Below are 22602 nucleotides of genomic sequence, written 5' to 3' on the forward strand. Positions count from 1 at the left end.
TATGGCGTTCCCCTTCGAGATCAAAGCCACCGAAGGCAAGGCCCGCACCGGCGTGCTGAAGACCCCGCGCGGCGACATCCGCACGCCGGCCTTCATGCCGGTCGGCACGGCCGCGACGGTCAAGGCCATGACCGTCGACCAGGTCAAGGACACCGGCGCCGACATCATCCTGGGCAACACCTACCACCTGATGCTGCGGCCCTCGGCCGAGCGGGTGGCGCGCCTGGGCGGCCTGCACAAGTTCATGCGCTGGGACAAGCCGATCCTGACCGACAGCGGCGGCTTCCAGGTCATGAGCCTGTCGGGCATCAGCAAGCTGACCGAGGAGGCGGTGACCTTCTCCAGCCACGTCGACGGCTCCAAGCACGTGTTGACGCCTGAGCGCTCCATCGAAATCCAGGCCGACCTGCTGGGCAGCGACATCGTCATGCAGCTGGACGAGTGCGTCGCCTGGCCGGCCGAGGAGGCGAGGGCGCGCAAGGGCATGGAGCTGTCCGCCCGCTGGGCCCAGCGCTCCAAGGACGCCTTCGGGACGCGCGACAGCCAGGTGCTGTTCGGCATCCAGCAGGGCTCGACCTTCGAGAACCTGCGCCGCGAGTCCTCCGACCGCCTGCGCGAGATCGGCTTCGACGGCTACGCCATCGGCGGTCTGGCCGTGGGTGAGGGCCACGAGGCGATGTGTGAGGTGCTGGACTACGCGCCCGGCATGCTGCCTGACGACCGTCCGCGCTACCTGATGGGCGTGGGCAAGCCGATCGACCTGGTGGAAGCCGTGGCGCGGGGCGTCGACATGTTCGACTGCGTGCTGCCCACCCGCTCGGGCCGCCACGGCCAGGCCTGGACCTGGGACGGCGCGATCAACATCAAGAACGCCAAGTACGCCGAGGACGAAAGCCCGCTGGATCCCGACAGCGATTGCCCGGCCAGCCGCGACTATTCCAAGGCCTATCTGCGCCACCTGTTCAAGGCCGAGGAGATCCTGGGCCAGGTGCTGCTGTCCTGGCACAACATCGCCTTCTTCCAGGCCCTGACGGCGGCCATGCGCGCCGCGATCGAGGAAGGTCGTTTCGAGCAGTTCCGCCGCGACTTCCGGGCGCGGCACCTGAACGAGGGCTAGTAGCGAGGCCCTTGCGGCACCGGCGGGACCTCTTCCTTGGTGATCGGGAAGCGGGGCTTGCGCGGGCCGTAGGGATCGCGCGGCGGCGGCATGCCGGGCTCGACGACTGGCGCTGCGGTCGGCGGCTTGTGCTGCGGCGTGGCCGGCGGATTGCAGCCGCGCGCCTCGCCCAGGCCCTTCAGATAGGCCCGCCGCACCGCGCCCGAAGCGACCGCGCTCTGCACGAGCCGGTCGTGGCGCTCGGCCCCCGTCAATTTCCGCACCCAGCCGCGCATCGGAATCATGTCCTGCGCCGCGCTGGCCACCGCCCCCAAGGCCGCGCCGCCGGCCGCCCGGCGGCCGCGGTCCATCAGGTCCTCGTTCTCGGCCGGCGGTACGCGGTCGATATCCTCGCCCAGCGCGACGTCCAGAGGCTGGACCAGGCTGATCAGGGTCTTGCAGTCGCCGCTGGCGGGTCGCTGGTAGGGATCGTCCATCGCTTCGAGCAGCACCCTCGGGATCTTGGTGCGAACCAGGTTCACGTCGCGCAGCGGCGCCTGCATGGCGCCGGTGATGCCATCGCGGTTGGCCTCGGAGGTCGATCTGATTCGTCCGTCGTCGGTCGGTTGGACGGGCGAATCCTCATGCTGAGGAGGCGGCACGCCCAGCAGGGGCGGGGGCTGCTGCTGCCGGGCGAAGGCCGTTCCGGCCAGGCTGGCGCCGCAAAAGACCGCCAAAAGCAAGGTTCCACGCATGACTCACCCTAACCCGCCCACAGCTTTACCGTCATCCATCGGAAAAACGGCGAAACCATGCTTGCGGCGCGGAAGACCCCCGCCTATGGTCCGCGCCGCTTCCAACCGGCGCCCGCCGGACGTTAGCGGGCCGGTAGCTCAGTGGTAGAGCATTCGACTTTTAATCGAATGGTCGTGGGTTCGAACCCCACCCGGCCTACCAATCAAACCTCTGATCTTGCGGGATTTCAGAGCCCATCCGGCGCCGCATGGCGCGTTTGCGCGAGGCATTTGTTCTGCTAGCCAGAGCAGATGAACTGGTCCGCTCCCGTCTCCATCACTCTGCCCGGCGACGCCACCGCCTGGAACAGGATCCTGACGTTCCTGGGCCACTACGACAGTCGTTTCTACTGCTCGCCCGGGGCCTATGTGGATATCGGGGCCGGCTCGCTGCCCTGCGTCACCAACCTGATGCTGGTGCCGGCGGGTGAGCCGGGCAAGATCGGCGAGATCGGCCGGTTCTGCGAGATGCACCCATCGGCGCGCATTCTGGTGCGGGGCGAGCACGCCAACGACCGGCCGGTGAACATCTGCTTCAGCGGTCTGCCGATCATACACGGCAGCTTCGACGATGAGGGCCTGGCGCCCTTGCAGCCCTTCAGCATCGGCAACGGCGTCGTGGTCTCGGCCAACGCCCAGGTGCTGAGCGGTCGACGCATCGGCGACGGCGCGGTGATCGGGGCCTCCAGCGTGCTCACCAAGGACGCCGAGCCGCGGGGCATCTATGCCGGGGTTCCGGCCCGCAAGCTGCGGACGCGCGAGGCCTGCGCGCCCTGGTGGGATTTCGACATCGCCTATCTGACGGCCAACAAGGCGAGTCTGCAGGCGCTGGCGGCCGATGGTTCGGCGGCGCATGTCTATCGGTCCGAACGTCCGCGTTTTGTCCTGCGCAACGAAGGGACGTCGATGTCGCTGCTCGGCTTCCTGGACGGCGACGCGATCCGGTCGTTCGACGACGCGCCGACTAAGGTTCGGGACTATGTGGTCCAGGCGTTCGGCTCCGGGCCGACCCACTGGCTGGCCGATTGCTGGGCCTGAGGCGTCTCGCCAGTTTTTCTGCGGCCCCGACCGGGGTTTTCTCATTTGCCCCATAGGCGCGGTAGAGATTTAAGCGGCTCAGTTTCAGCAGCGCCGCCGGGACCCTTATCGGATCCGGCGCGTTCAACCTTTGCCTTGAGCTATGTGGCGAGCCCGGACCCTGGACGACGATCAGACGATGACCGCCGACACCGCCTCGCGCCGGCCGTCTGGCCCGAGCGGAAAGCGGCCGTTTTTCCGTAGGCGTTCGGCTATTCCGGGCTTTGGCCTGACGATGGGCGTGACGCTGACGGTGCTGTCGCTGATCGTCCTGATCCCCTTGAGCGCCGTGGTCCTGAAGGCCGCCAACCAGTCGCCGGCCGAGTTCTGGGCCGTGGCCACCTCGCAGCGCTCGATGGCCGCCTATCGGCTAAGCTTTGGCGCGGCGTTCGTGGCGGCAGTGATCAACAGCATCTTCGGCGTGCTGACCGCCTGGGCCCTGGTCCGTTACGAGTTCCCCGGCAAGACGATCATCAACGCCCTGGTCGACCTGCCGTTCGCCCTGCCGACCGCGGTGGCCGGCATCGCCCTGGCGACGCTGTATGCGCCGAACGGCTGGGTGGGGCAGTTCCTGACGCCGCTGGGCATCAAGGCCGCCTACAACCCGGTCGGCGTGACCATCGCCCTGATCTTCATCGGCCTGCCGTTCGTGGTCCGCACCATCGAGCCCGTCCTGCGCGACGCCGCCGAGGACGTCGAGGAGGCCGCCGCCAGCCTGGGCGCCAATCGCCTCGACACGATCCTTCGGATCGTCCTGCCCGCGCTGGCGCCCGCCTGGCTGACCGGCTTCGCCATGGCCTTCGCCCGGGGCGTGGGCGAGTACGGCTCGGTAATCTTCATCGCCGGCAACATGCCCTACAAGTCCGAGATCGCGCCGCTGCTGATCATCATCCAGCTGGAGCAGTTCGAATATGCCCGCGCCGCGACGATCGCCGTGGTGATGCTGGCCGTCTCGTTCACGATGCTGCTGGTCATCAACGCCATCCAGGCCTGGGCGCGGAGGTTCGACTGATGGCTGGCGCCTCAAACTTCGCTAAGGGGCACCGCAAGGCCACCGACGATCCGCTGTGGGCCAAGGTCCTGGTCATCGGCACGGTCATGGCCTTCCTGGCCCTCGTTCTGATCCTGCCGCTGGTCGCCGTGTTCGCCGAGGCGCTGCGCAAGGGTTTCGGCGCGGCCATCGAGGCGATCAACAACACCGACGCCCTGGCGGCCGTGAAGCTGACCCTGATCACCGCCGCGATCTCGGTGCCGTTCAACGCCGCCTTCGGCCTGTGCGCCGCCTGGGCGATCGCCAAGCACGAGTTTCCGGGCAAGCCGCTGCTGATCACCCTGATCGACCTGCCGTTCTCGGTGTCGCCGGTCGTGGCCGGCCTGATCTACGTGCTGATCTTCGGCTTGCAGGGCTGGTTTGGTGAGTACCTGGTCGACAACGACATCAAGGTCATCTTCGCCGTGCCGGGCATCGTGCTGGCGACCGTCTTCGTGACCTTCCCGTTCGTGGCCCGCGAGCTGATTCCGCTGATGCAGGAGCAGGGGACCAGCGAGGAAGAGGCCGCCGTGTCGATGGGCGCTGGCGGGCTCTACACCTTCTGGCGGGTAACCGCCCCTAACGTGCGCTGGGGCCTGATGTACGGCGTGCTGCTGTGCAACGCCCGCGCCATGGGCGAGTTCGGCGCGGTGTCGGTGGTCAGCGGCCACATCCGCGGCCTGACCAACACCATGCCGCTGCACGTCGAGATCCTCTACAACGAGTACGACTTCGTCGGCGCCTTCGCCGTCGCGGCCTTGCTTTGCCTGCTGGCCGTGGTGACCCTGGTGCTGAAGACGGCGGTCGAAGCCGCCCAGCCCGGCGTGCGCAGCGGCCGCGGCGGACACTGAACGGACTGAAGACCCATGACCATCTCCATCCGCTCCGTCGAAAAGAAGTTCGGCCGCTATCCGGCGCTGAACAAGGTCGATCTCGAGATCAAGGACGGCGAACTGCTGGCCCTGCTGGGGCCGTCGGGCTCGGGCAAGACGACGCTGCTGCGCACGATCGCGGGCCTGGAATTCCCGGACGCCGGCCAGGTGCTGTTCGACGGCCAGGACGTGACCTTCGCCTCGGCGGCCGACCGCCGCGTGGGCTTTGTGTTCCAGCAATATGCGCTGTTCAAGCACATGACTGTGGCCAAGAACATCGCGTTCGGCCTGGACGTGCGGAAGGGTAAGGACAAGCCGTCCAAGGCCGAGATCACCAAGCGCGTCGACGACCTCTTGAAGCTGGTCGAGCTGGATGGCTTGGGCAAGCGCTACCCCTCGCAGCTGTCGGGTGGCCAGCGCCAGCGCGTGGCCCTGTCGCGCGCCCTGGCGGTGCAGCCCAGCGTGCTGCTGCTGGACGAGCCCTTCGGCGCCCTGGACGCCACGGTCCGCAAGTCGCTGCGCAAGGAGCTGCGGCGCGTGCACGACGCCACGGGCGTCACCACCATCTTCGTGACCCACGACCAGGAAGAAGCCCTGGAGCTGGCCGACCGCGTGGCCATCCTCAACAAGGGGCAGATCGAGCAGATCGGCACGCCCGACCAGGTGCACGACACGCCGCAGACCGCCTTCGTCTGCGGCTTCGTGGGCGAGGCCAACAGCTTCGAGGGTCAGGTCGGCGGCGGCCAGTTCACCGCTGGTCTGCTGCGCCTGCCGGCCGGCGGCGTGCGCGAAGGCTCGGCTACGGCCTATGTCCGCCCGCACGACTTCGTGCTGGATGACAGCGGCTTCGAGGTGCGGGTCGAGCGCGCCCACGTGCAGGGCGCCCTGACCACGGTCAACGCCACGGCGCTGGACGGCCGTCCGATCGAGATCAGCGCCTCGCGCGCCGAAGCCGCCCGTTTCCAGGGCACGGTGAAGATCGCCGCCCGCAAGGCGCACGTTTACGCCGCCTAAGCTTCTCTCGGTTATACCGGCGTCGGACGAACGTGGGCCAACCTAGGCGCGCGTTGCGTCCGGTTGCGCTAAAATCGTCTCCGACGACTCGGCGGGAGTTCTAAGGTCGCATGGTCATGGTCGAGCCCACCGGCGCCGAACGTCGCGTCCACCCCCGGATGCCGGCGGCGCGCAAGATCTACATCGTGGATGATCCGCGGTCGTGGAAATGCTCGCTGCTGGACGTCGCCGAGAAGGGCGCGCGCCTGTCGACGGCCGGCATCGCCACGCCGCCGGACAAGTTCATCTTCGTCGATGCGGGCGGCCGCCGGGTGCACCTGGCCCACGTCGTCTGGCGCTCGGGCACGGAAGCTGGCGTGCAGTTCCTGCAGACCGAACGCATCGGCCCGCGGGCTGGCGGCGCCGCAGGGGCGCTGGACATCGCCCGCCGCTTCGCCGCGACCCTGACCCCCGAAATTCTTCAGTAGGTCACTGCTGCTGCTGTTGCTGCTGCTGTTGGTGCAGCTCCTGCTTCAGCGCCGAATCCGGACGACGACGGCCGCCGGCGAAGCTGGGTCGGGCCATGCGCAGGAACTCCGGCTCGGCTATGGCCGCGCGGGCCCGGCGCACCGTGACGCCCACCGCCAGCTGGCTCTCGGCATTGCCCTTGTAGACCCCGCGTGAGGGGGTGACGTCGGCATAGTCGCGGCCGACCGCCACGGCCACGTGCCGTTCGCAGGTCATCATGTTGTTGGTCGGATCCAGGCCCACCCAGCGCAGGCTGGGCAGGAAGACCTCGACCCAGGCGTGGGTGGCGTCGGGGTCCGAGCGGTCGCCGGCGTCGCGGTCGGTGAACAGATAGCCCGAGACATAGCGCGCCGGGATGCCCCACTCGCGGCAGATCGCCAGCATGATGTGGGCGAAGTCCTGGCAGACGCCGCTGCCGGCCTTCAGGGCCAGGTCGATGGGGCTGTCGGCGTCGGTGACGCCCGGCTGGTAGTCGAACGCCTTGTAGATGGTCTCCGACAGGGTGCGGACCGCCGTCAGCGGGTCGCGACGCTTCAGGTCGTCCAGGTCGTGCGCCTTGATAAAGCCCCGCAGCGCCTCGGTGGTCTCGACGAAGCCGTGCGGGCGCAGGAAGTCGAAGCACTCGCCGCGCACGAACTCGCTGCGCAGCCGGTCCCATTCGCCCATGTCCAGGTGGTCGGGGCGCTCGCCGGTCGGCTCGGTCTCGACGGCCGAGCGGGCGATGATGGTCAGCTTGTCGTGCGGCTGGGGCACGTCGAAGTGATAGACGGCGTTGCCGAAGCTGTCGGCGTAGGAGAACACCTGGGCGGCGGGCTCCAGGTCCAGCTCGAAGCTGACCAGGCGCTGGCGGGCGGTCTTCTGGGGCTGCATCCACAGCTCCATCAGGCTTTCCCGGACCGGGCGCTCATAGTGGTACTGGGTGACGTGGCGGATCTCTAGAAGCACTGGATTTGATCCTAAGCCGGGAGACGCATTTCGAGCGGATAGGCCACGAAGGTCTCGTAGATCGCTTCGTGGATGCGGGCGCACTCGTTGACGACGGTGGTCAGCAGCGGGCCGGCGCCGACGGCTTCCAGCTCGTCGACATCGGCGAACTGCAGGCGAGCCTTCAAGCGGCCGGCCAGGCGTTCGGGCGTGGCGCGCTCGCCGCCGCCCGCGCGGGCCATGGCCGACAGGTGCTGCTCGATCTGGGCGGTGGCGAAGCGGATCGAACGCGGGAAATCCTCGTCGAAGACCAGGAACTCCAGGATGTGCCGCGGCTCGATCTCGGCGGTATAGACCCGCAGATAGGGCTCCAGGGCGCAGGCCATGCGCAGCACGCTGACCAGGGCCACGTGGTCGTCGACCTGGCCGTGGGCGGGGCTCTCGGCGAAGCAGACTTCCAAGAGGCGCGAGACCAGCTGGGCGCGCTCCATATAGATGCCCAGCATCATGAACCGCCAGCTTTCGCCATGGCTCATGGTGGTGTCGGCCGCGCCCTTGAACAGGTGCAGGTCGGCGATGACGTCGTGCAGGAAGTTGGCTGAGCCGTCCGAGAACGCCTTGCCGGCGTCCTTGTCGGTGACCTTCAGGTACAGCAGGTTCAGCCGCTCCCAGGTCTCGGTGGTGATCTGGTCGCGCACCTGGCGGGCGTTCTCGCGGGCCCTGGCCAGGGACGAGACCACCGAATTGGCGTCCGAGCGGTCCAGCACCAGGGCCTGGGCGGCCTCGAACGAGTTGATGCTCTCGCCGTCATTGGCGTCGCCGACGGCGGCCATGGCGATCCAGACGGCCTGGGTCCCGGAGTCCGTCTGGTCCAGGGTGGCGTTGAGCATCACCGACGACAGGCGAGACAGGTGCTCGGCCCGTTCGATGTAACGGCCCAGCCAATAGAGGCTGTCGGCGACGCGAGCTAGCATCATGGGCGTTGCCCCCCATTGCCGGAGCCATTGGAGTGGCCGTTCTCTTCGGCCAGCACCCAGGTGTCCTTGGAGCCGCCGCCCTGGCTGGAGTTCACGACCAGAGAGCCGCGCTTCAGCGCCACGCGGGTCAGGGCGCCAGGCGTGACGATGGTCTTCTCGCCCGACAGGATGAAGGGCCGCAGGTCGACGTGGCGCGGCTCGATGCGGCCGTCGACCAGGCAAGGGGCGGTCGACAGCTGGATGGTCGGCTGGGCGATGTAGTTGTCCGGATCGGCCTTGATCGCCTCGGCGAAGTCGTCGCGTTCCTTCTGGCTGGCGTGCGGGCCGACCAGCATGCCGTAGCCGCCCGAGGCGCCGACGGCCTTGACCACGTACTTGTCCAGGTTCTCCAGCACGTGGCCCATCTGGCGCTTCTCGCGGCACAGGAAGGTCTCGATATTGGGCAGGATGGCGTCTTCGCCCAGGTAGTAGCGGATGATGTCGGGGACGTAGGCGTAGACGGCCTTGTCGTCGGCCACGCCGGTGCCAGGGGCGTTGCAGATCACCACATTGCCGGCCCGATAGGCGTTGAACAGGCCCGCCGCGCCCAGCGAGCTGTCGCGCCGGAAGGTGAGGGGGTCGATGAAGTCGTCGTCGACCCGGCGATAGATCACGTCGATCCGGCGCAGGCCCGTCGTGGTCCGCATGTAGACCATGTTCTCGTGCACCACGAGGTCGCGCCCCTCGACCAGCGGCACGCCCATCAGGCGGGCGAGGTAGGCGTGCTCATAGTAAGCGCTGTTGTAGACGCCGGGGGTCAGCACCACGACCTGCGGATCGTTGCGCCAGTCGGCGGCCATGCTCTTCAGCGTGGAGAGCAGAAGGTCGGGATACCGCTCGACCGGCCGCACGCCGGCGGCGCGGTAGGTGCCGGGGAAGGTGCGTTTGGCCGCGTCGCGGTTGGCCAGCATGTACGAGACGCCGGACGGGACGCGCAGGTTGTCTTCCAGCACCGCGAACTGGCCGTCCTGGCAGCGGATCAGGTCGCTGCCGCAGACATTGGCGTAGGCCTTGTGCGGCACATAGACGTGCTGCATTTCGCGGCGGTACGAGGGCGCGCCCAGCACCAGCTCGCGCGGCACCACGCCGTCCATCAGGATCTGCTGGTCGCCATAGATATCGGCCAGGAACAGGTTCAGCGCGTGCAGGCGCTGGGTCAGGCCCAGCTCGATCCGCTTCCACTCGTCCGCCGGGATGATCCGCGGGAAGAGGTCGGTCGGCATCACCCGCTCGGTGGTGTTGTCCGCGCCATAGACGGTGAAGGTGATGCCCTGCAGCAGGAACGAGCGCTCGAGCGTCCGCTGGCGGCCCGCCAGCTCCTCGGCGCCCAGGGTCGACATGCGCCCATGCAGGGGATCGTAGTGCGGCCGGACCTCGCCATCAGGCGTGAACATCTCGTCGTAGGCGACCCCCGGCAGGTACGCCGCCTCCGTCATCGGCAGGGTCGGTGCGTCGTCGAGGGTCTGGGTCTTCGCCGCCACGCTTTTGTCCACGTTTCTCATAACCTTGGGCGCGGCCGTTGAGACCGCGCCATCCCCGACTCTAGAGCGTTGCGCGGCGCGAGCGCGACGGATTCGACCTCCGCCGCGTGATTGCGCACGACTGCTCAGCATTTGGGCGCCGATCGCCTGCTTTGCTAAGCGCTACTAGGGCGAAGTCGTTGCATTTACTGTCGTGACATGGCGCGAACCCCGGACTACAGCAGGGCCGGGGGCGCTTCGCGCGGGGTATGTGATTTGGTGCTTGGGCGGACTACCCTGGCTTTGACGGCGGTGACTTTGCTGGCGGCTTCGGCTGCCCGCGCCGACGAGCCGATGGCCCAGATCCAAGGCGTCGACGACAAGGCCCTGCGTGAGGCCATCCGGCTCGCCCTGACCGAATCCAAGCATCCTGCCCAAAGCCGCGCCGAAGCCCGCCGCCGCGCCCGCCAGGCCGGCGAAGACGCCATCGCCGTGCTGCGCGCCGAGGGCTACTATGCCTACACCGTCGAGCCCGACGTTCTGGACGGCGAGCCGCCGCGCGCGGTGGTCAAGATCACGCCGGGGCCGGCCTTCGTCATCGCCGATCCGCGCATCGACTGGTCCGGCGCGCCGCCCGACGAGGGCACCCGCCAGCGCGCTGCCGCCTCCATGCGCCTGACCCAGGGCGAGCCAGGGCGCGCCGCCGACGTCGTCGGGGCCGAGGGCCGCATCGTCGCTCAAGTGGCCAAGCTGGGCTATGCCGACGCCGCCGCCGAGCCGCGCGAGGTCATTGTCGACCACGCCGACCACACGCTGCGCCCGGCCTTCAAGATCGCTTCCGGCAGCCTGGTCCACATGGACGGCGTCGAGGTGGTGACCAAGGGGCGAACCAATCCGGCCTGGGTCTCGCACCTGGCGCCTTGGAAAACCGCCGACGTCTATGACCCCGAGGACGTGGCCGAACTGGAGCGCCGCCTGCGCGACACCAGCGTCTATGACTCGATCTCGGTCTCGCTGGCCGGGCCTGAGAAGGCCACGCCCGACGGTTTGCGCCCCGTGGTCGTCACCCTGGCCGACCGTCGCTCACGCACCATTGAAACCAGCGCCGGCTATTCGACCAGCGAAGGCTCGGGCTTCGACATCCGCTGGAGCCGCTACAACCGACTGAAACGCGCCGACACCACCACCTACGCCCTGCGCCTGGCCAAGCTGGAGCAGCGCCTGGGTGCCGAGATCTCGCTGCCGCACTGGCAGCGGCCACAGCAGACCCTGAAGCTGAACAGCTCGGTCTTCCGCAACGACACCGACGCCTATAACGAAACCGGCGCCACGGTCGGGGTCGACCTGACCAAGCGGCGGCAGACCACGTCCTATCGCACCTTCGGCGTGTCGATGGACCTGTCCCAGACCAAGGAGCAGATCAGCCGCAACGGCTCGGTCGCGGGCCGCAAGCTGAACCTGGTCACCGTCGCGGGCCTGGCGGCCTATGCCTGGGACTTCTCCGACAGCATCCTGGATCCCAAGCGCGGCTGGCGTCTGGAGGCTCGCGGCGAGCCGACCTATGTGGTGGGCGACACGACCCTGCCGTACCTGAAGCTGACGACCCAGGGCTCGATCTACCTGCCGGTCGGCAAGGGGGCGAGCACCGTGCTGGCCACCCGGGTCAAGCTGGGCGCCATGCTGGGCGGCAGCATTCCCGACGTCCCGGCCTCGCGGCGCTTCTACGCCGGCGGCGGCGGTTCGGTGCGCGGCTATGCCTACCAGGCCATCGGCCCGCGCCTGACCGACAACACGCCCCAGGGCGGCGTCTCGCTGGTCGAGACCTCGTTCGAGCTGCGCCAGAAGATCACCTCGAAATGGAGCGGCGTGGCCTTCATCGACGCCGGCGCCATTGGCACGGACAAGACCCCGCGACGCGAGGACTTCCGAGCCGGCGCGGGCATCGGCATCCGCTACGACCTGGGCTTTGGCCCCATCCGCGCCGACATCGCCGCCCCGCTGGGCCGCCGCAAGGGCGACCCGGCCTTCCAGATCTATCTCAGCATCGGGCAAAGCTTTTGAGCGGGGAGCAGGACAAGCCTGACCTGACGGAAGCCGTCACCCACGCCGCCGAGGCGACGGGCGAGGCCGCGGTGAAGGTGGCCAAGAAGATCGGCTGGGGCGGCGCGGTGCTGATTGCCTCGGCGATCCTGGCGGCGATCCTGATCGTCATGGCCGGCGGCCTGCGCTTTGTCCCCATCACGCCGCAAGGCCGCATGTTCCTGGAGGCCCGCGCCTCGGGCCTGAAGCTGGGTCGGATCGGCAAGCTGCATATCGAAGGCCTGTCGGGCGACATCTGGAAGGACTTCGGCGTCCGCCGCCTGACCATCACCGACGAGAAGGGCGTCTGGCTGGAAGCCCACGACCTGCGCGTGGCGTGGCGTCCGACCGAGCTGTTCGGTCGTCGTTTCCACGCCGAGCGGGTCGACGCCCGAGACGTCATCGTCCTGCGCCGCCCGACCATGACGCCCAAGGGCCCCAAGTCCGGCGCCGCGCCGGTGTCGGTCGACCTGGACGCCTTCAAGTTCCGCCTGATCACCCGGTCCGCATTCAGCGGCCGCGAGGGCGATTTCGACGTCGGCGGCGACTACGAGATGGCGCGGCAGGGCGGACACAAGGGCAAGCTGGCCGTCGCCTCGCGCCTGCATGTCGGCGACCACCTGAACCTCGACTTCGACCTGGGGCGCACCCAGACCCTGCATCTGAAGGCCGACGCCACCGAGGCCAATGGCGGCGCCATCGCCGGCGCGCTGGGCCTGGCCGCCGACCGGACCTTCGATCTGAAGGCCAAGGCCGACGGCACGCTCAGCCGCGCGGCGTTCAACGTGCTGGCCCGCTCGGGGAACACGATCCCGCTGCAGGCCGACGGCGCCTGGACCGAGCAGGGCGGCTCGGCGCGTGGCCGGCTGGACCTGGGCGCCTCGCGGTGGACCCAGCGACTGGAGAAGATGTTCGGCCCCGAGGCCAACTTCACGCTCGACGGCAAGAAGGCGACCAAGGACGGCCTGTCGAACCTGAACCTGGACATCCGCGCCCAGAACCTGTCGCTGCAAGGCCATGGCCTGGCCGATCTGGCCAAAAAGCGCACCGGCCCCGACGGCATCGCCTTCACCGCCCAGGTCGGCGCGCTGAAGCGCATCGTCACCATCCCGCAGATGGGCCGCGGCCTGGCCGACGGCGTCTTCCGGCTGGAGGAGGGCGGCTTCTCGGTCGAAGGCGATGTCGATGTCGCCGATCTGGAGCTGCTGGGCTACCACCTCAAGCGCGCCAAGGGGCCGGCCATGGTCCGCTGGGCCAAGGGCGAGCTGGAGATCAAGGCGGCCGCGACCAGCTCGGGCGGCGGCGGCACGGGCCTGCTGGCCCTGCTGGGCGCCAGCCCCAAGGCCACCTTCGAGGGCGCGCGGGTCAAGGGCGGCCGTTTCCTGATCAAGGCCGCCCGCATCGACGCCCCCAACCTGATCGTCACCGGCAAGGGCGAGCGCGGCGTGCTGGGCGGCCTGTCGTTCGACGGCGAGATGCGCGTGGCCAGCATGGGTCCGGTGCGGCAGGGGGCGAAGGGCTCGCTGCTGGCCAAGTGGACGGCTTCCAGCTTCGCCAATCGTCCGTGGAGCTTCACCGTCGATAGCCGCGCGTCGAACTTCGCCACCGGCTATGCCGAGATCGACCGCCTGCTGGGCGCGACGCCACGCCTGACCGGCAAGGGCGCCTGGAACGACGGCGTGCTGAGCATCTCCGACGCCAAGCTGGACGGGACCAACGCCAGCCTGAAGTCGTCGGGCAAGATGACGGTCGCCAAGGCCCTGGGCCTGGACTTCAAGCTGGACTGGACCGCCACTGGCCCGTTCAGCGCCGGTCCGGTCGAGGTCGCCGGTAAGGCGGCGGGCGACGGCCACATCGGCGGCACGCTGGCCGCGCCCCAGGCCCAGCTGAACGCCGACTTCGACAGCATCGACCTGCCGCGCCTGCCGCTGACCAAGGCGCACCTGACCTTGACCTTCGCGCGCGGTCCCAACGCCACCGACGGCGTCGCGGCGCTGCAGGCAGACAGCCAGTATGGCCCGGCGCGCGGCCGCACCGCCTTCCGCTTCTCGCAAGGCGGCATCGAGCTGTCCGAGCTGGACGTCGATGCCGGCGGCGCGAAAGCCAAAGGCGCGATGAGCCTGCGCGATGGCCTGCCGGCCACTGCCGACCTGACTGTCGCCGTCGGCCCTGGGGCCTTCCTGCCGCAAGGCCAGGTCAAGGGCTCGGCCAAGCTGGTCGACGCCCCCGGCGGCGGTTCGGCCGCCGCGACTCTGGACCTGACGGCCGAAGAGGTGGCTTTCGGGTCGTGGAAGGTGCGATCGGCGCGGATCAAGGCCGACGGCCCGCTGGCGCGCCTGCCGCTGTCGATCGACGCGCGCGGTGACGCGCCCGGCGGCCGCTGGCGCATCGGCGGCGCGGGCCAGCTGGCCCAGGCCGGCAAGGCCTATGACCTGGCGCTGGATGCGGCCGGCCGCATGGGTCGCACCGAGATCAAGACCCGCGAGACGGCCAAGATCCACTTCGGCGACGGCCCCACCCAGGCTCGCCTGCGCCTGGCCATCGACAAGGGCCGCGCCGACATCGACGCCGACATCGGCGGGGCCGCGGTCATGCTGAAGGCCGAGCTGGCGGACGTGGCCATCACCGCCTTCAACCCCGACCTCGAAGGCGACATCAACGGCGCGTTCAACCTGCGTGGCCAGGGCGAGACCCTGACCGGCGACTTCGATATGCGTCTGGCCAACGCCCGCGAGCGCGGGGCCAAGATCGAGCAGTCGCTGGACGCCAAGATCCATGGCGACCTGACCGACAACCAACTGACCATCGTGGCCGACGGCGACAATCGCCAGGGCCTGAAGGCCGACGCCCACCTGGTGCTGCCGGTCGAGGCCTCGGCCAAGCCGCTCAGCCTGGCCATCAGCAAGAAGCGTGGCGTGCAAGGCCGGTTCTCGGCCCAGGGCGAGATCAAGCCGCTGTGGAACCTGCTGATGGGCGCGGACCGCTCGCTGTCGGGTCGTATCAGCCTGCAGGCCACGATCGGCGGCACCCTGGGCGACCCGCGCCTGCTGGGTTCGGCCACTCTGGACAATGGCGGCTTCGAGGACGGCCAGACGGGTCTGCGCCTGAAGAACGTCACCCTGCGCTCGGCCCTGGCCGACAACGCCATCGACGTCAGCCAGGCCATCGGCGAGGACGGGCAGGGCGGGTCGATCTCGGGCGCCGGCCGCATCAGCCTGGCCCGCGATGGCGTCGGCAGTTTCAAGCTGGACCTGAAGGGCTTCCGCCTGATCGACAACGACTTGGCCTCGGCCGTGGCGACCGGCTCGGCCACCGTCAACCGCTCGGCCGACGGCAAGATCAAGCTGGCCGGCGCGGTGACCATCGACCGCGCCGACGTCTCGGCCCAGAGCAAGACCCCGGTCGGCGTCGTGGCCATGGACGTGATCGAGCGCAACCGCCCGTCCGACCTGGACCAGGGCCTGCAGCGCCGTCCCAACACTGGCGGCATGATCCTGGACCTGGACCTCAAGGCCCCGCGCCGGGTGTTCGTGCGCGGTCGCGGCCTGGACGTCGAACTGTCGCTGGACGCCCATGTCGGCGGCACCTCGCTGGCCCCGTCGCTGAGCGGCGTCGCCCGCGTGGTGCGTGGCGAGTACGACTTCGCCGGCAAGCGCTTCGAGTTCGATGACGACGGCACCGTCTATCTGTCCAGCCAGCTGGACCGCATCCGCCTGGACCTGTCCGCCACCCGGGAGGACGCGTCCCTGACGGCCGTGGTGCGCATCCAGGGCACGGCGGCCAAGCCGGAGATCACCCTGACCTCCAAGCCCGAACTGCCCAGCGACGAGGTGCTGAGCCAGGTGCTGTTCGGCTCGTCGGCGGCCCAGCTGTCGCCGATCGAAGCCGCACAACTGGCGTCCGCGCTGGCTTCGCTGGCCGGCGGCGGCGGTTTCGACGTGATCGGCAACCTGCGCAGCTTTGCGCGCCTGGATCGCCTGGCCTTCGCCGAAAGCGCCACGGGCATGACGGTGTCGGGCGGCAAGTACGTGACCGACGACGTCTATGTCGAGATCATCGGCGGCGGTCGCGAAGGCCCCGCCGCGCAAGTCGAGTGGCGGATTCGCCGGACCCTGTCGCTGGTCTCCCGGATCGGCGGCCAGAACGACGCGAAGCTTTCCGTCCGCTGGAGAAAAGACTACTAAGACAGCAAGGCTGTTGCGCGGGACATCGGTTACCTCGTCTGAGGTGAGCACGATTTGCCCGCGGCCCTTGGTTATCGTGACTGAGGGAGGACCGGCCTAAATGCATCTCAATTCAGAAGATCGCGCCGTTCTGGATCACATCGCGCGTGACGGCGGCCAGATCGTCGACCGCGCCGTGGCCTGGTGCGCGACAAACTCCGGCAGTCGGCATCTAGTTGGCCTGGAGCGCCAGAGGCAAATCCTGCTCGACGCCGCCTCGCGCCTGCCAGCCGCGCCGATCGACGTGCCGCTGTCGCCCTCGCGCGAAGTCGCCGCTGACGGCCGTGAGACCGAGTTCGCCCATCCGCCTTCGCTGGCCGTCGTCGTGCGCCCCGAGGCCCCGGTCCAGGTCGTGCTGACCGGCCACTACGATACCGTCTATCCCGAGACGAGCCCGTTCCAGGTGGTCCGCACCCGTCCCGACGGCGCGCTGCATGGTCCCGGCATTGCCGACATGAAGGGCGGGATTTCGGTGATGCTGGCGGCGCTCGAGGCCTTCGAGCGATCGTCAGACGCCGCCAATGTCGGCTACCGCGTGCTGCTGTCGCCGGACGAGGAGATCGGCTCGATCGCCTCGGGGCCGGTGCTGGCAGACTTCGCCCGGCGCGGCCATGTCGGCCTGACCTACGAGCCGGCCCTGGCCGATGGGGCGCTAGCCTCGGCGCGCAAGGGTTCGGGCAATTTCCACATCGTCATCCATGGTCGCGCGGCCCATGCCGGCCGCGACTTCGCCGCGGGCCGCAACGCGGTGATCGGCGCGGCCCGCGTGGCCGAGAAGCTGCACGGCCTGAACGGCCAGCGCGACGGCGTCACGGTCAACGTCTCGCGCATCGACGGCGGCGCGCCGCTGAACATGGTGCCGGACGTGGCGGTGGTGCGCTTCAATGTCCGCTTCCCGGAAGCGCAAGCCGCCGCCTGGTTCGAGGCCGAGGTGGCGCGGATCGTCGGTGAGGTCGGCGACGATTTGCACGCCCACCTGCACGGCCTGATCACCCGCGGCGCCAAGCCGTTCAACGCCGCTCAGCAGCAGCTGTTTGGGGCGGTGAAGGACGTCGGCGCGCTGCTGGGCCAGGACATCGCCTGGAAGCCGTCCGGCGGGGTCTGCGAGGGCAACAACCTGTTCGCCTCGGGCCTGCCGAACGTCGACACCCTGGGCGTCCGGGGCGGCGACATCCACAGCGAGGCCGAGCACGCCTTCCCCGAAAGCTTCGTCGAGCGCGCCCAGCTCTCGGCCCTGATCCTGATGAAACTGGCCAGCGGCGAGATCGACGCCCGCGCCATCCGCGCCGCCATGGGAACTGTCTGATGCTTGTTGTTCGCCCCGCCGGTTCGCCCGACTTCGAGGCCCTCATGGAGTTGGCCGTGCTGTCCGGGCGCGGCTTTACGAGCTTACCCGAGGACGAGCCGACCCTGCGCGCCCGCCTGGCCCTGTCGGAAGCCAGCTTCCAGGCCAATGTGGCGCCGCCCGAGGCCTGGTACACCCTGATGCTGGAAGACCTGGAGACCAGCGACGTGATCGGCGTCGCCGGGGTCAAGGCGGGGGTGGGGCTGAAACGCCCGCACTTCTCGTTCCGCGTCGTCACCCTGGCCCAATCGTCGCCGACCCTGGAGAAGCGCTTCGATCACCGCGCTCTCGTTCTGGTCAACGAATGCGCCGGTTGGTCAGAGGTGGGCTCGCTGTTCCTGCGGCCCGAGCGGCGCAAGGGCGGGGCGGGGCGCCTCTTGGCTCAGTCGCGTTACATGCTGATCGGCCTGGAGCCCCAGCGCTTCGCCGAGATGGTGCTGGCCGAGCTGCGCGGCTGGTTCGACGAGGATGGCGGCTGTCCGTTCTGGGATCACGTGGCCAGCAAGTTCTTCCGCCTGGAGTTCGACGAGGCCGACATGATGAGCGCCTCGACGGACGGCCAGTTCATCCTGGACCTGGCGCCGCGACACCCGATCTATGCCGAGCTGCTGCCGGAGCAGGCCAGCGCGGTGCTGGGCCGCGTCCACCGCGAAGGCGAAGCCGCGCGGGCTATGCTGGAGACCGAAGGCTTTCGCTACCAGGGCCTGATCGACATCTTCGACGCCGGACCGACGGTCGCGGCGCGTCGCGACGACATCAAGACCGTGCGCGAGGCGCGGCGTCTGCGCGTGAAGATCGGCGAGGACGCTTTCGGCGAGGAGGCCCTGGTCTCCACGGGCGAGGTGGCCAGGTTCCGGGCCGTGCGCGCGCCGGTGCTGATCGATGGCGAGAGCGCGATCCTTGGACGCGACGCGGCGCAGGCCCTGGGCGTGAGTGAAGGCGACATGGTGCGGGTGAAGGCATGAGCGGCTTGTTCATCGACGGAAAGTGGCGTTCGGGGCAGGGGACGGAGCTGGTCTCGACCGATCCGGCGACCGGCGAGATCGTCTGGCGAGAGGCCACGGCCACCGAGGCCGACGTCACTGACGCCGTGACCGCCGCGCACCGGGCTTTCCCGACGTGGGCCGACCAGCCGCGCGAGGAACGGATCGCGGTCCTGCGTCGCTACAAGGAGATCCTGGTCGAGCGCACCGCCGCGTTCGCCGAGGCGCTGAGCCGGGAGACCGGCAAGGCGCTGTGGGAGACCAAGGCTGAGCTGGGCTCGATGGCCGGCAAGGTTGACCTGTCGATCAAGGCCTATGACGAGCGCACCGGCGTCACCGAGACGACCATGCCGTTCGGCCGCGCCGTGCTGCGCCACCGGGCGCATGGCGTCATGGCGGTGCTGGGACCGTTCAACTTCCCCGGCCACCTGCCCAACGGCCACATCGTGCCGGCGCTGCTGGCGGGTGACACGGTCGTCTTCAAGCCCTCGGAAGAGACGCCCATGGCCGGCCAACTGATGGTCGAGGCGCTGGAGGCGGCCGGCGTGCCGGCGGGCGTCGTCAACCTGGTGCAGGGCGGGCGCGAGACCGGCCAGGCGCTGATCAACCAGCCGATCGACGGCCTGCTGTTCACCGGCTCGGCCACGGCTGGGACCTTCTTCCGCCGCCACTTCGCCGACCGGCCCGACGTGATCCTGGCCCTGGAACTGGGCGGCAACAATCCGCTGGTGGTCTGGGACGCCGATGACGCCGAGGCCGTGGCGGCCCTGGTCGTGCAGTCGGCCTTCATCACCACCGGCCAGCGCTGCTCGTGCGCCCGGCGCCTGATCTTGCCGGACGACGCCTTCGGGCGGAAGGTGATCGAGGCGACGGCCGGCCTGGCCGAGCGCCTGTCGATCGGACCCTGGAACGGCGAGGGAGAGGCCTTCATGGGCCCGCTGATCTCGGCCCGCGCGGCGCAGGCGGCGCGCGCTGTGGCCGACACAATGGGCGGCGATCGCATCCGGTCGCTGGGTTCGGTCGAGGGCTTGAGCGAGGCGTTCGTGACCCCCGGCCTCGTGGATGTCACCGGCGTCGACACGCCCGACGAGGAGCTGTTCGCGCCGTGGCTGCAAGTGCGTCGAGTGGCCAATTTCGACGACGCGCTGAAGGCCGCCAACGCCACGCGGTATGGTCTCTCGGCAGGGCTTATCTCTGCTGAGTCAAAGCGTTGGGATCAGTTCCTGAACCGCATCCGCGCGGGCGTCGTGAACTGGAACCGCCCCACCACGGGCGCCGCCGGCTCGATGCCGTTCGGCGGGCTGGGCGCCTCGGGTAACCACCGGCCCAGCGCCTACTACGCCGCCGACTACTGCGCCTATCCGGTCGCCAGTTTCGAGGCCGAGGCGGTCGCCGATACGCACAAGGACATCAAGGGCCTGCGCGGATGAGCTGGGAAGCCAATTGCGACGGCCTGGTCGGTCCGACCCACTCCTACGTCGGTCTTTCGCCCGGCAACCTGGCCAGCGCCAAGAACGCCGGCGAGGTCTCCAACCCGCGCGGCGCGGCCCTGGAAGGGCTGGGGAAGATGCGCCGGCTCTCGGACCTGGGCATCCCGCAGTTCGTGCTGCCACCGCATGAGCGGCCGGCGGTAAGCCTGTTGAAGTCGCTGGGCTTCTCGGGTTCCGAGGAAGCGGTGATCGAAGCCGCCTGGAAGGACGCACCAGCCCTGGCCGCCGCCGCCTATTCGGCCTCGCCGATGTGGGCCGCCAACGCCGCCACGGTGACGCCCAGCGCCGATACGGCCGATAGCCGGGTGCACTTCACGCCGGCCAACCTGCTGACCAACCTGCATCGCAGCCTGGAAGGCCCGCAGACGACGCGCGCCCTGCGCCGCCTGTTCCCGGACGAGACCCGTTTCGCCGTCCACGACCCGTTGCCGGCCCAGCCGCACTTCGCCGACGAGGGCGCGGCCAACCATGTGCGCCTCTGCGCCGAGCATGGCGCGCCGGGGGTGAACCTGTTCGTCTGGGGTCGCGAGGCCTGGACGCATTGGGACGGCAAGTTCCCGGCCCGCCAGACCCGCGAGGCCTTCGAAGCCATCCAGCGTCGCCACGGCGCGGCGCGGGCCGTCTTCCCGCAACAGGGCAAGGCGGCGATCGAGGGCGGGGCGTTCCACAACGACGTGGTCTGCGTCGGCACCCGCGAGTGCCTGTTCTTCCACGAACGCGCCTTCGAGGATCGCGCCGGGATGGAGCGCCAGGTCCGCGCCGCCGCCGATGGCCTGTTCGAGCCGGCCTTCGTCGAGGTCTCGGAAGCCGACCTGCCGATGGCCGACCTCGTGGCCAGCTACCTGTTCAATTCGCAGCTGCTGGTCGTGCTTGGCGAGGACCGCCTGGTGCTGCTGGCCCCCGCCGAGACGCGGGACAATCCCCGCGCCTTCGCGGTGGCCGAGAGCCTGGCGTCCTCGAACGGTCCCATCGGCCGCGTGGAGTATGTCGATGTCCGCCAGAGCATGCGCAACGGCGGCGGGCCGGCCTGCCTGCGCCTGCGGGTGGTGCTGACCGACGCCGAGCTGGACGCCGCCAATCCGGCGCAGCGCTTCTTGCCGGGTCTGCACACGACCCTGGCCGACTGGGTCACGCGCCGGTATCGCGACCGCCTGGCGCCGGCCGACCTGGCCGATCCTCTGCTGCTGACCGAGAGCCGTGAGGCGCTGGACGAATTGACCCAGATTCTCGACCTGGGCGGCGACTTCTATCCGTTCCAGAGGGACGCGTGAGCACCTCGGTCCGTTCCGCGACGCCGGCCGACCGCGAGGGCATCGTCGCCCTGCACCAGGCCGTCGCCGCCATCCCTGGCGGCCTGGCCCGACGGCCCGAGGAGGTGACGGCGGACTACGGCGACTACGCCCTGGCCAACGACGTCTGCCTGGTCGCGGTCGAGGCGGACGGCTTCATCTGCGGCGAGATCCACGCCAGTCGCGAGAGCCTGGCGATCTTCAATCACGTGCTGGGCGGTCTGACCGTGGCGGTGCATCCGGAGCGACAAGGGCTGGGGATCGGCTCGCAGCTGTTCGAAGCCCTGATTGCTTGGGCGCGGGCGGCGCAGCCGGAGATCCTGCGGATCGAACTGGAGACCGGAGCGGCGAACCACGGTGCGATGCGGCTCTACGAGCGGCTGGGCTTCAAGCATGAGGGCCGCCAGACCGCGCGAGGGCGCTTGCCCGACGGCCGGTTCGAGGACGACATCCTGATGGGGCTGCTGCTGTTCTAGCCGCGCAGGGTCGCGAGCGCTTCGGGGAACCGCCGCGACAGCGGAACCTCCAGCGCGCCCAGCTCGACGGCGTAGTCGCCGGAACCCTCGGGCTTGAGGCCCGTGACCCGCGCCGTATTGACCAGCCAGGACTTGTGGGTGCGGACGAAACCGTGCGGGGCCAGGCGCTCCAGAACCGCGCTCAGCGACGAGCGGGTCAGCGGGCGGCGGCCGTCGGCGAGTACGAACTCGGCATAGTTGCCGGCCGAACGCACGGCCAGGATCTCGGACACCGGCACGCGGATCAGCCGCGCGCCGTCCTGGATGTCGAAGGTGGTGGGCGGGGCAGGGGTCAGGACCTCGGGCTTCTGGCCGCTGCGACGCAGGGCCAGCCAGAAGATGATCGTCGCCAGGCCGTACGACATCATGTCCTTGCGGAACTCGTACGGGAACTCAGTCGACAGCGGGCCGAACTGGTAGCGCTCGTTCAGCAGGACGTGGTGCCCCAGCTTGCGCAGCACGACGAACCCCGAGACGTGCAGCACCGAATAGATCAGCACGGTGACCAGATGCGCCGGGACGGCCAGCCACCAGCGTGGCTGAGTGCGGACCATCCAGAACGCCATCGCGCCCGGGATCATGAAGATGCAGAAGGTGACCAGCGCGCTGCTGACCTCCCAGATCGCCGGCCGGATGACGCCCAGGCGCGGCGCGTCGTGCTGGATGGTCAGGACGTTGACGAAGGCGATGGCGCCGACCAGCGCGACGCCCAATAGCCAGGCGCGGGTCAGCCACAGACGCTCCTCGCCGGTCATCCCGAAGGGCCCGCCGCTCGTCCCTGAAGCTTTTCCGGTCGTCCCAGCCAGCGACCGCTGGTCACCCAGCGCTTGGCCGGTTTGGGCGTCGTGCGGCAGGTCCTTGGCGTCGCTCTTCACCACGGACGCCTCT

18 protein-coding genes and 1 tRNA gene are annotated in these 22602 nt (G+C 69.2%); 14 read left to right on the plus strand and 5 right to left on the minus strand.

Annotated elements, in window-relative coordinates; translation table 11 throughout:
- Position 1 precedes the first annotated feature (1 nt).
- Positions 2-1117, plus strand: a complete 1116-nt coding sequence (gene tgt / locus AC07NF_RS01140) for a tRNA guanosine(34) transglycosylase Tgt (RefSeq protein WP_494632355.1) — start codon at positions 2-4, stop codon at positions 1115-1117.
- On the opposite strand, the gene AC07NF_RS01145 is transcribed toward tgt, so the two are convergent.
- Positions 1114-1851, minus strand: a complete 738-nt coding sequence (locus tag AC07NF_RS01145; protein WP_494632351.1) for a hypothetical protein — start codon at positions 1849-1851, stop codon at positions 1114-1116. The two genes, tgt and AC07NF_RS01145, sit on opposite strands and share 4 nt — an antisense overlap.
- A 127-nt stretch (positions 1852-1978) precedes the next feature.
- Here AC07NF_RS01145 and AC07NF_RS01150 point away from each other — a divergent pair.
- From AC07NF_RS01150 to AC07NF_RS01175, 6 genes are all read left to right on the plus strand, one after another.
- Positions 1979-2053 (plus strand) — tRNA-Lys (locus tag AC07NF_RS01150).
- 89 nt (positions 2054-2142) lie between these two features.
- Positions 2143-2928: an LbetaH domain-containing protein gene (locus tag AC07NF_RS01155; protein WP_494632348.1), complete on the plus strand. Its 786-nt coding sequence runs from the start codon at positions 2143-2145 to the stop codon at positions 2926-2928.
- A gap of 178 nt (positions 2929-3106) precedes the next feature.
- Entirely contained in the window at positions 3107-3979 is an 873-nt protein-coding gene (gene cysT, locus AC07NF_RS01160; RefSeq protein ID WP_492811380.1) for a sulfate ABC transporter permease subunit CysT, read from the plus strand.
- Positions 3979-4848 (plus strand): sulfate ABC transporter permease subunit CysW, encoded by an 870-nt coding sequence (cysW, locus tag AC07NF_RS01165; RefSeq protein WP_494632342.1) that lies wholly within the window; start codon positions 3979-3981, stop codon positions 4846-4848. The genes cysT and cysW overlap by 1 nt, the downstream gene beginning before the upstream one ends.
- 15 nt (positions 4849-4863) lie before the next feature.
- Positions 4864-5883 carry a sulfate/molybdate ABC transporter ATP-binding protein gene (locus AC07NF_RS01170; RefSeq protein ID WP_494632340.1) on the plus strand — a complete coding sequence of 340 codons (1020 nt, stop codon included), beginning with the start codon at positions 4864-4866 and terminating at the stop codon, positions 5881-5883.
- 110 nt (positions 5884-5993) lie between these two features.
- Positions 5994-6350: a PilZ domain-containing protein gene (locus AC07NF_RS01175; protein ID WP_454716727.1), complete on the plus strand. Its 357-nt coding sequence runs from the start codon at positions 5994-5996 to the stop codon at positions 6348-6350.
- Between the two features lies 1 nt (position 6351).
- On the opposite strand, the gene AC07NF_RS01180 is transcribed toward AC07NF_RS01175, so the two are convergent.
- The 3 genes from AC07NF_RS01180 to AC07NF_RS01190 are packed head-to-tail and all read right to left on the minus strand — an operon-like array spanning position 6352 to position 9811.
- A complete protein-coding gene (locus AC07NF_RS01180; protein ID WP_494632338.1) occupies positions 6352-7335 on the minus strand; it encodes a transglutaminase family protein in 984 nt (327 codons plus the stop codon).
- Positions 7336-7346: 11 nt separating this feature from the next.
- Complete coding sequence (locus AC07NF_RS01185; RefSeq protein WP_492811375.1) at positions 7347-8291, minus strand: alpha-E domain-containing protein; 945 nt, start codon at positions 8289-8291, stop codon at positions 7347-7349.
- Complete coding sequence (locus AC07NF_RS01190) at positions 8288-9811, minus strand: circularly permuted type 2 ATP-grasp protein (protein ID WP_494632337.1); 1524 nt, start codon at positions 9809-9811, stop codon at positions 8288-8290. Before AC07NF_RS01190 ends, AC07NF_RS01185 begins: the two co-directional genes overlap by 4 nt.
- 255 nt (positions 9812-10066) lie before the next feature.
- Between AC07NF_RS01190 and AC07NF_RS01195 the strand changes: the two genes are divergently transcribed.
- The 7 genes from AC07NF_RS01195 (at position 10067) to AC07NF_RS01225 (ending at position 21675) form a co-directional block, all read left to right on the plus strand.
- Positions 10067-11851, plus strand: coding sequence for an autotransporter assembly complex protein TamA (locus AC07NF_RS01195; protein ID WP_494632333.1), 1785 nt, complete (start codon positions 10067-10069; stop codon positions 11849-11851).
- Between the two features lie 71 nt (positions 11852-11922).
- Complete coding sequence (locus AC07NF_RS01200; RefSeq protein WP_494632802.1) at positions 11923-16053, plus strand: translocation/assembly module TamB domain-containing protein; 4131 nt, start codon at positions 11923-11925, stop codon at positions 16051-16053.
- Between the two features lie 100 nt (positions 16054-16153).
- A complete protein-coding gene (locus AC07NF_RS01205) occupies positions 16154-17398 on the plus strand; it encodes a hydrolase (protein ID WP_494632332.1) in 1245 nt (414 codons plus the stop codon).
- Complete coding sequence (locus AC07NF_RS01210) at positions 17398-18402, plus strand: arginine N-succinyltransferase (RefSeq protein ID WP_494632331.1); 1005 nt, start codon at positions 17398-17400, stop codon at positions 18400-18402. Before AC07NF_RS01205 ends, AC07NF_RS01210 begins: the two co-directional genes overlap by 1 nt.
- On the plus strand, positions 18399-19850 hold the full coding sequence (gene astD, locus AC07NF_RS01215) for a succinylglutamate-semialdehyde dehydrogenase (protein WP_494632330.1): 1452 nt from the start codon (positions 18399-18401) through the stop codon (positions 19848-19850). The genes AC07NF_RS01210 and astD overlap by 4 nt, the downstream gene beginning before the upstream one ends.
- A complete protein-coding gene (gene astB / locus AC07NF_RS01220) occupies positions 19847-21181 on the plus strand; it encodes an N-succinylarginine dihydrolase (RefSeq protein ID WP_494632329.1) in 1335 nt (444 codons plus the stop codon). Before astD ends, astB begins: the two co-directional genes overlap by 4 nt.
- The gene (locus AC07NF_RS01225; protein WP_494632325.1) at positions 21178-21675 is read left to right on the plus strand and encodes a GNAT family N-acetyltransferase; all 498 of its coding nucleotides are present in this window, start codon (positions 21178-21180) and stop codon (positions 21673-21675) included. The genes astB and AC07NF_RS01225 overlap by 4 nt, the downstream gene beginning before the upstream one ends.
- Here AC07NF_RS01225 and AC07NF_RS01230 read toward each other — a convergent pair.
- Positions 21672-22592, minus strand: coding sequence for a LytTR family DNA-binding domain-containing protein (locus AC07NF_RS01230; protein WP_494632323.1), 921 nt, complete (start codon positions 22590-22592; stop codon positions 21672-21674). The two genes, AC07NF_RS01225 and AC07NF_RS01230, sit on opposite strands and share 4 nt — an antisense overlap.
- Positions 22593-22602 lie beyond the last annotated feature (10 nt).

This window comes from Caulobacter sp. GW821-FHT10A06 (assembly GCF_059415805.1).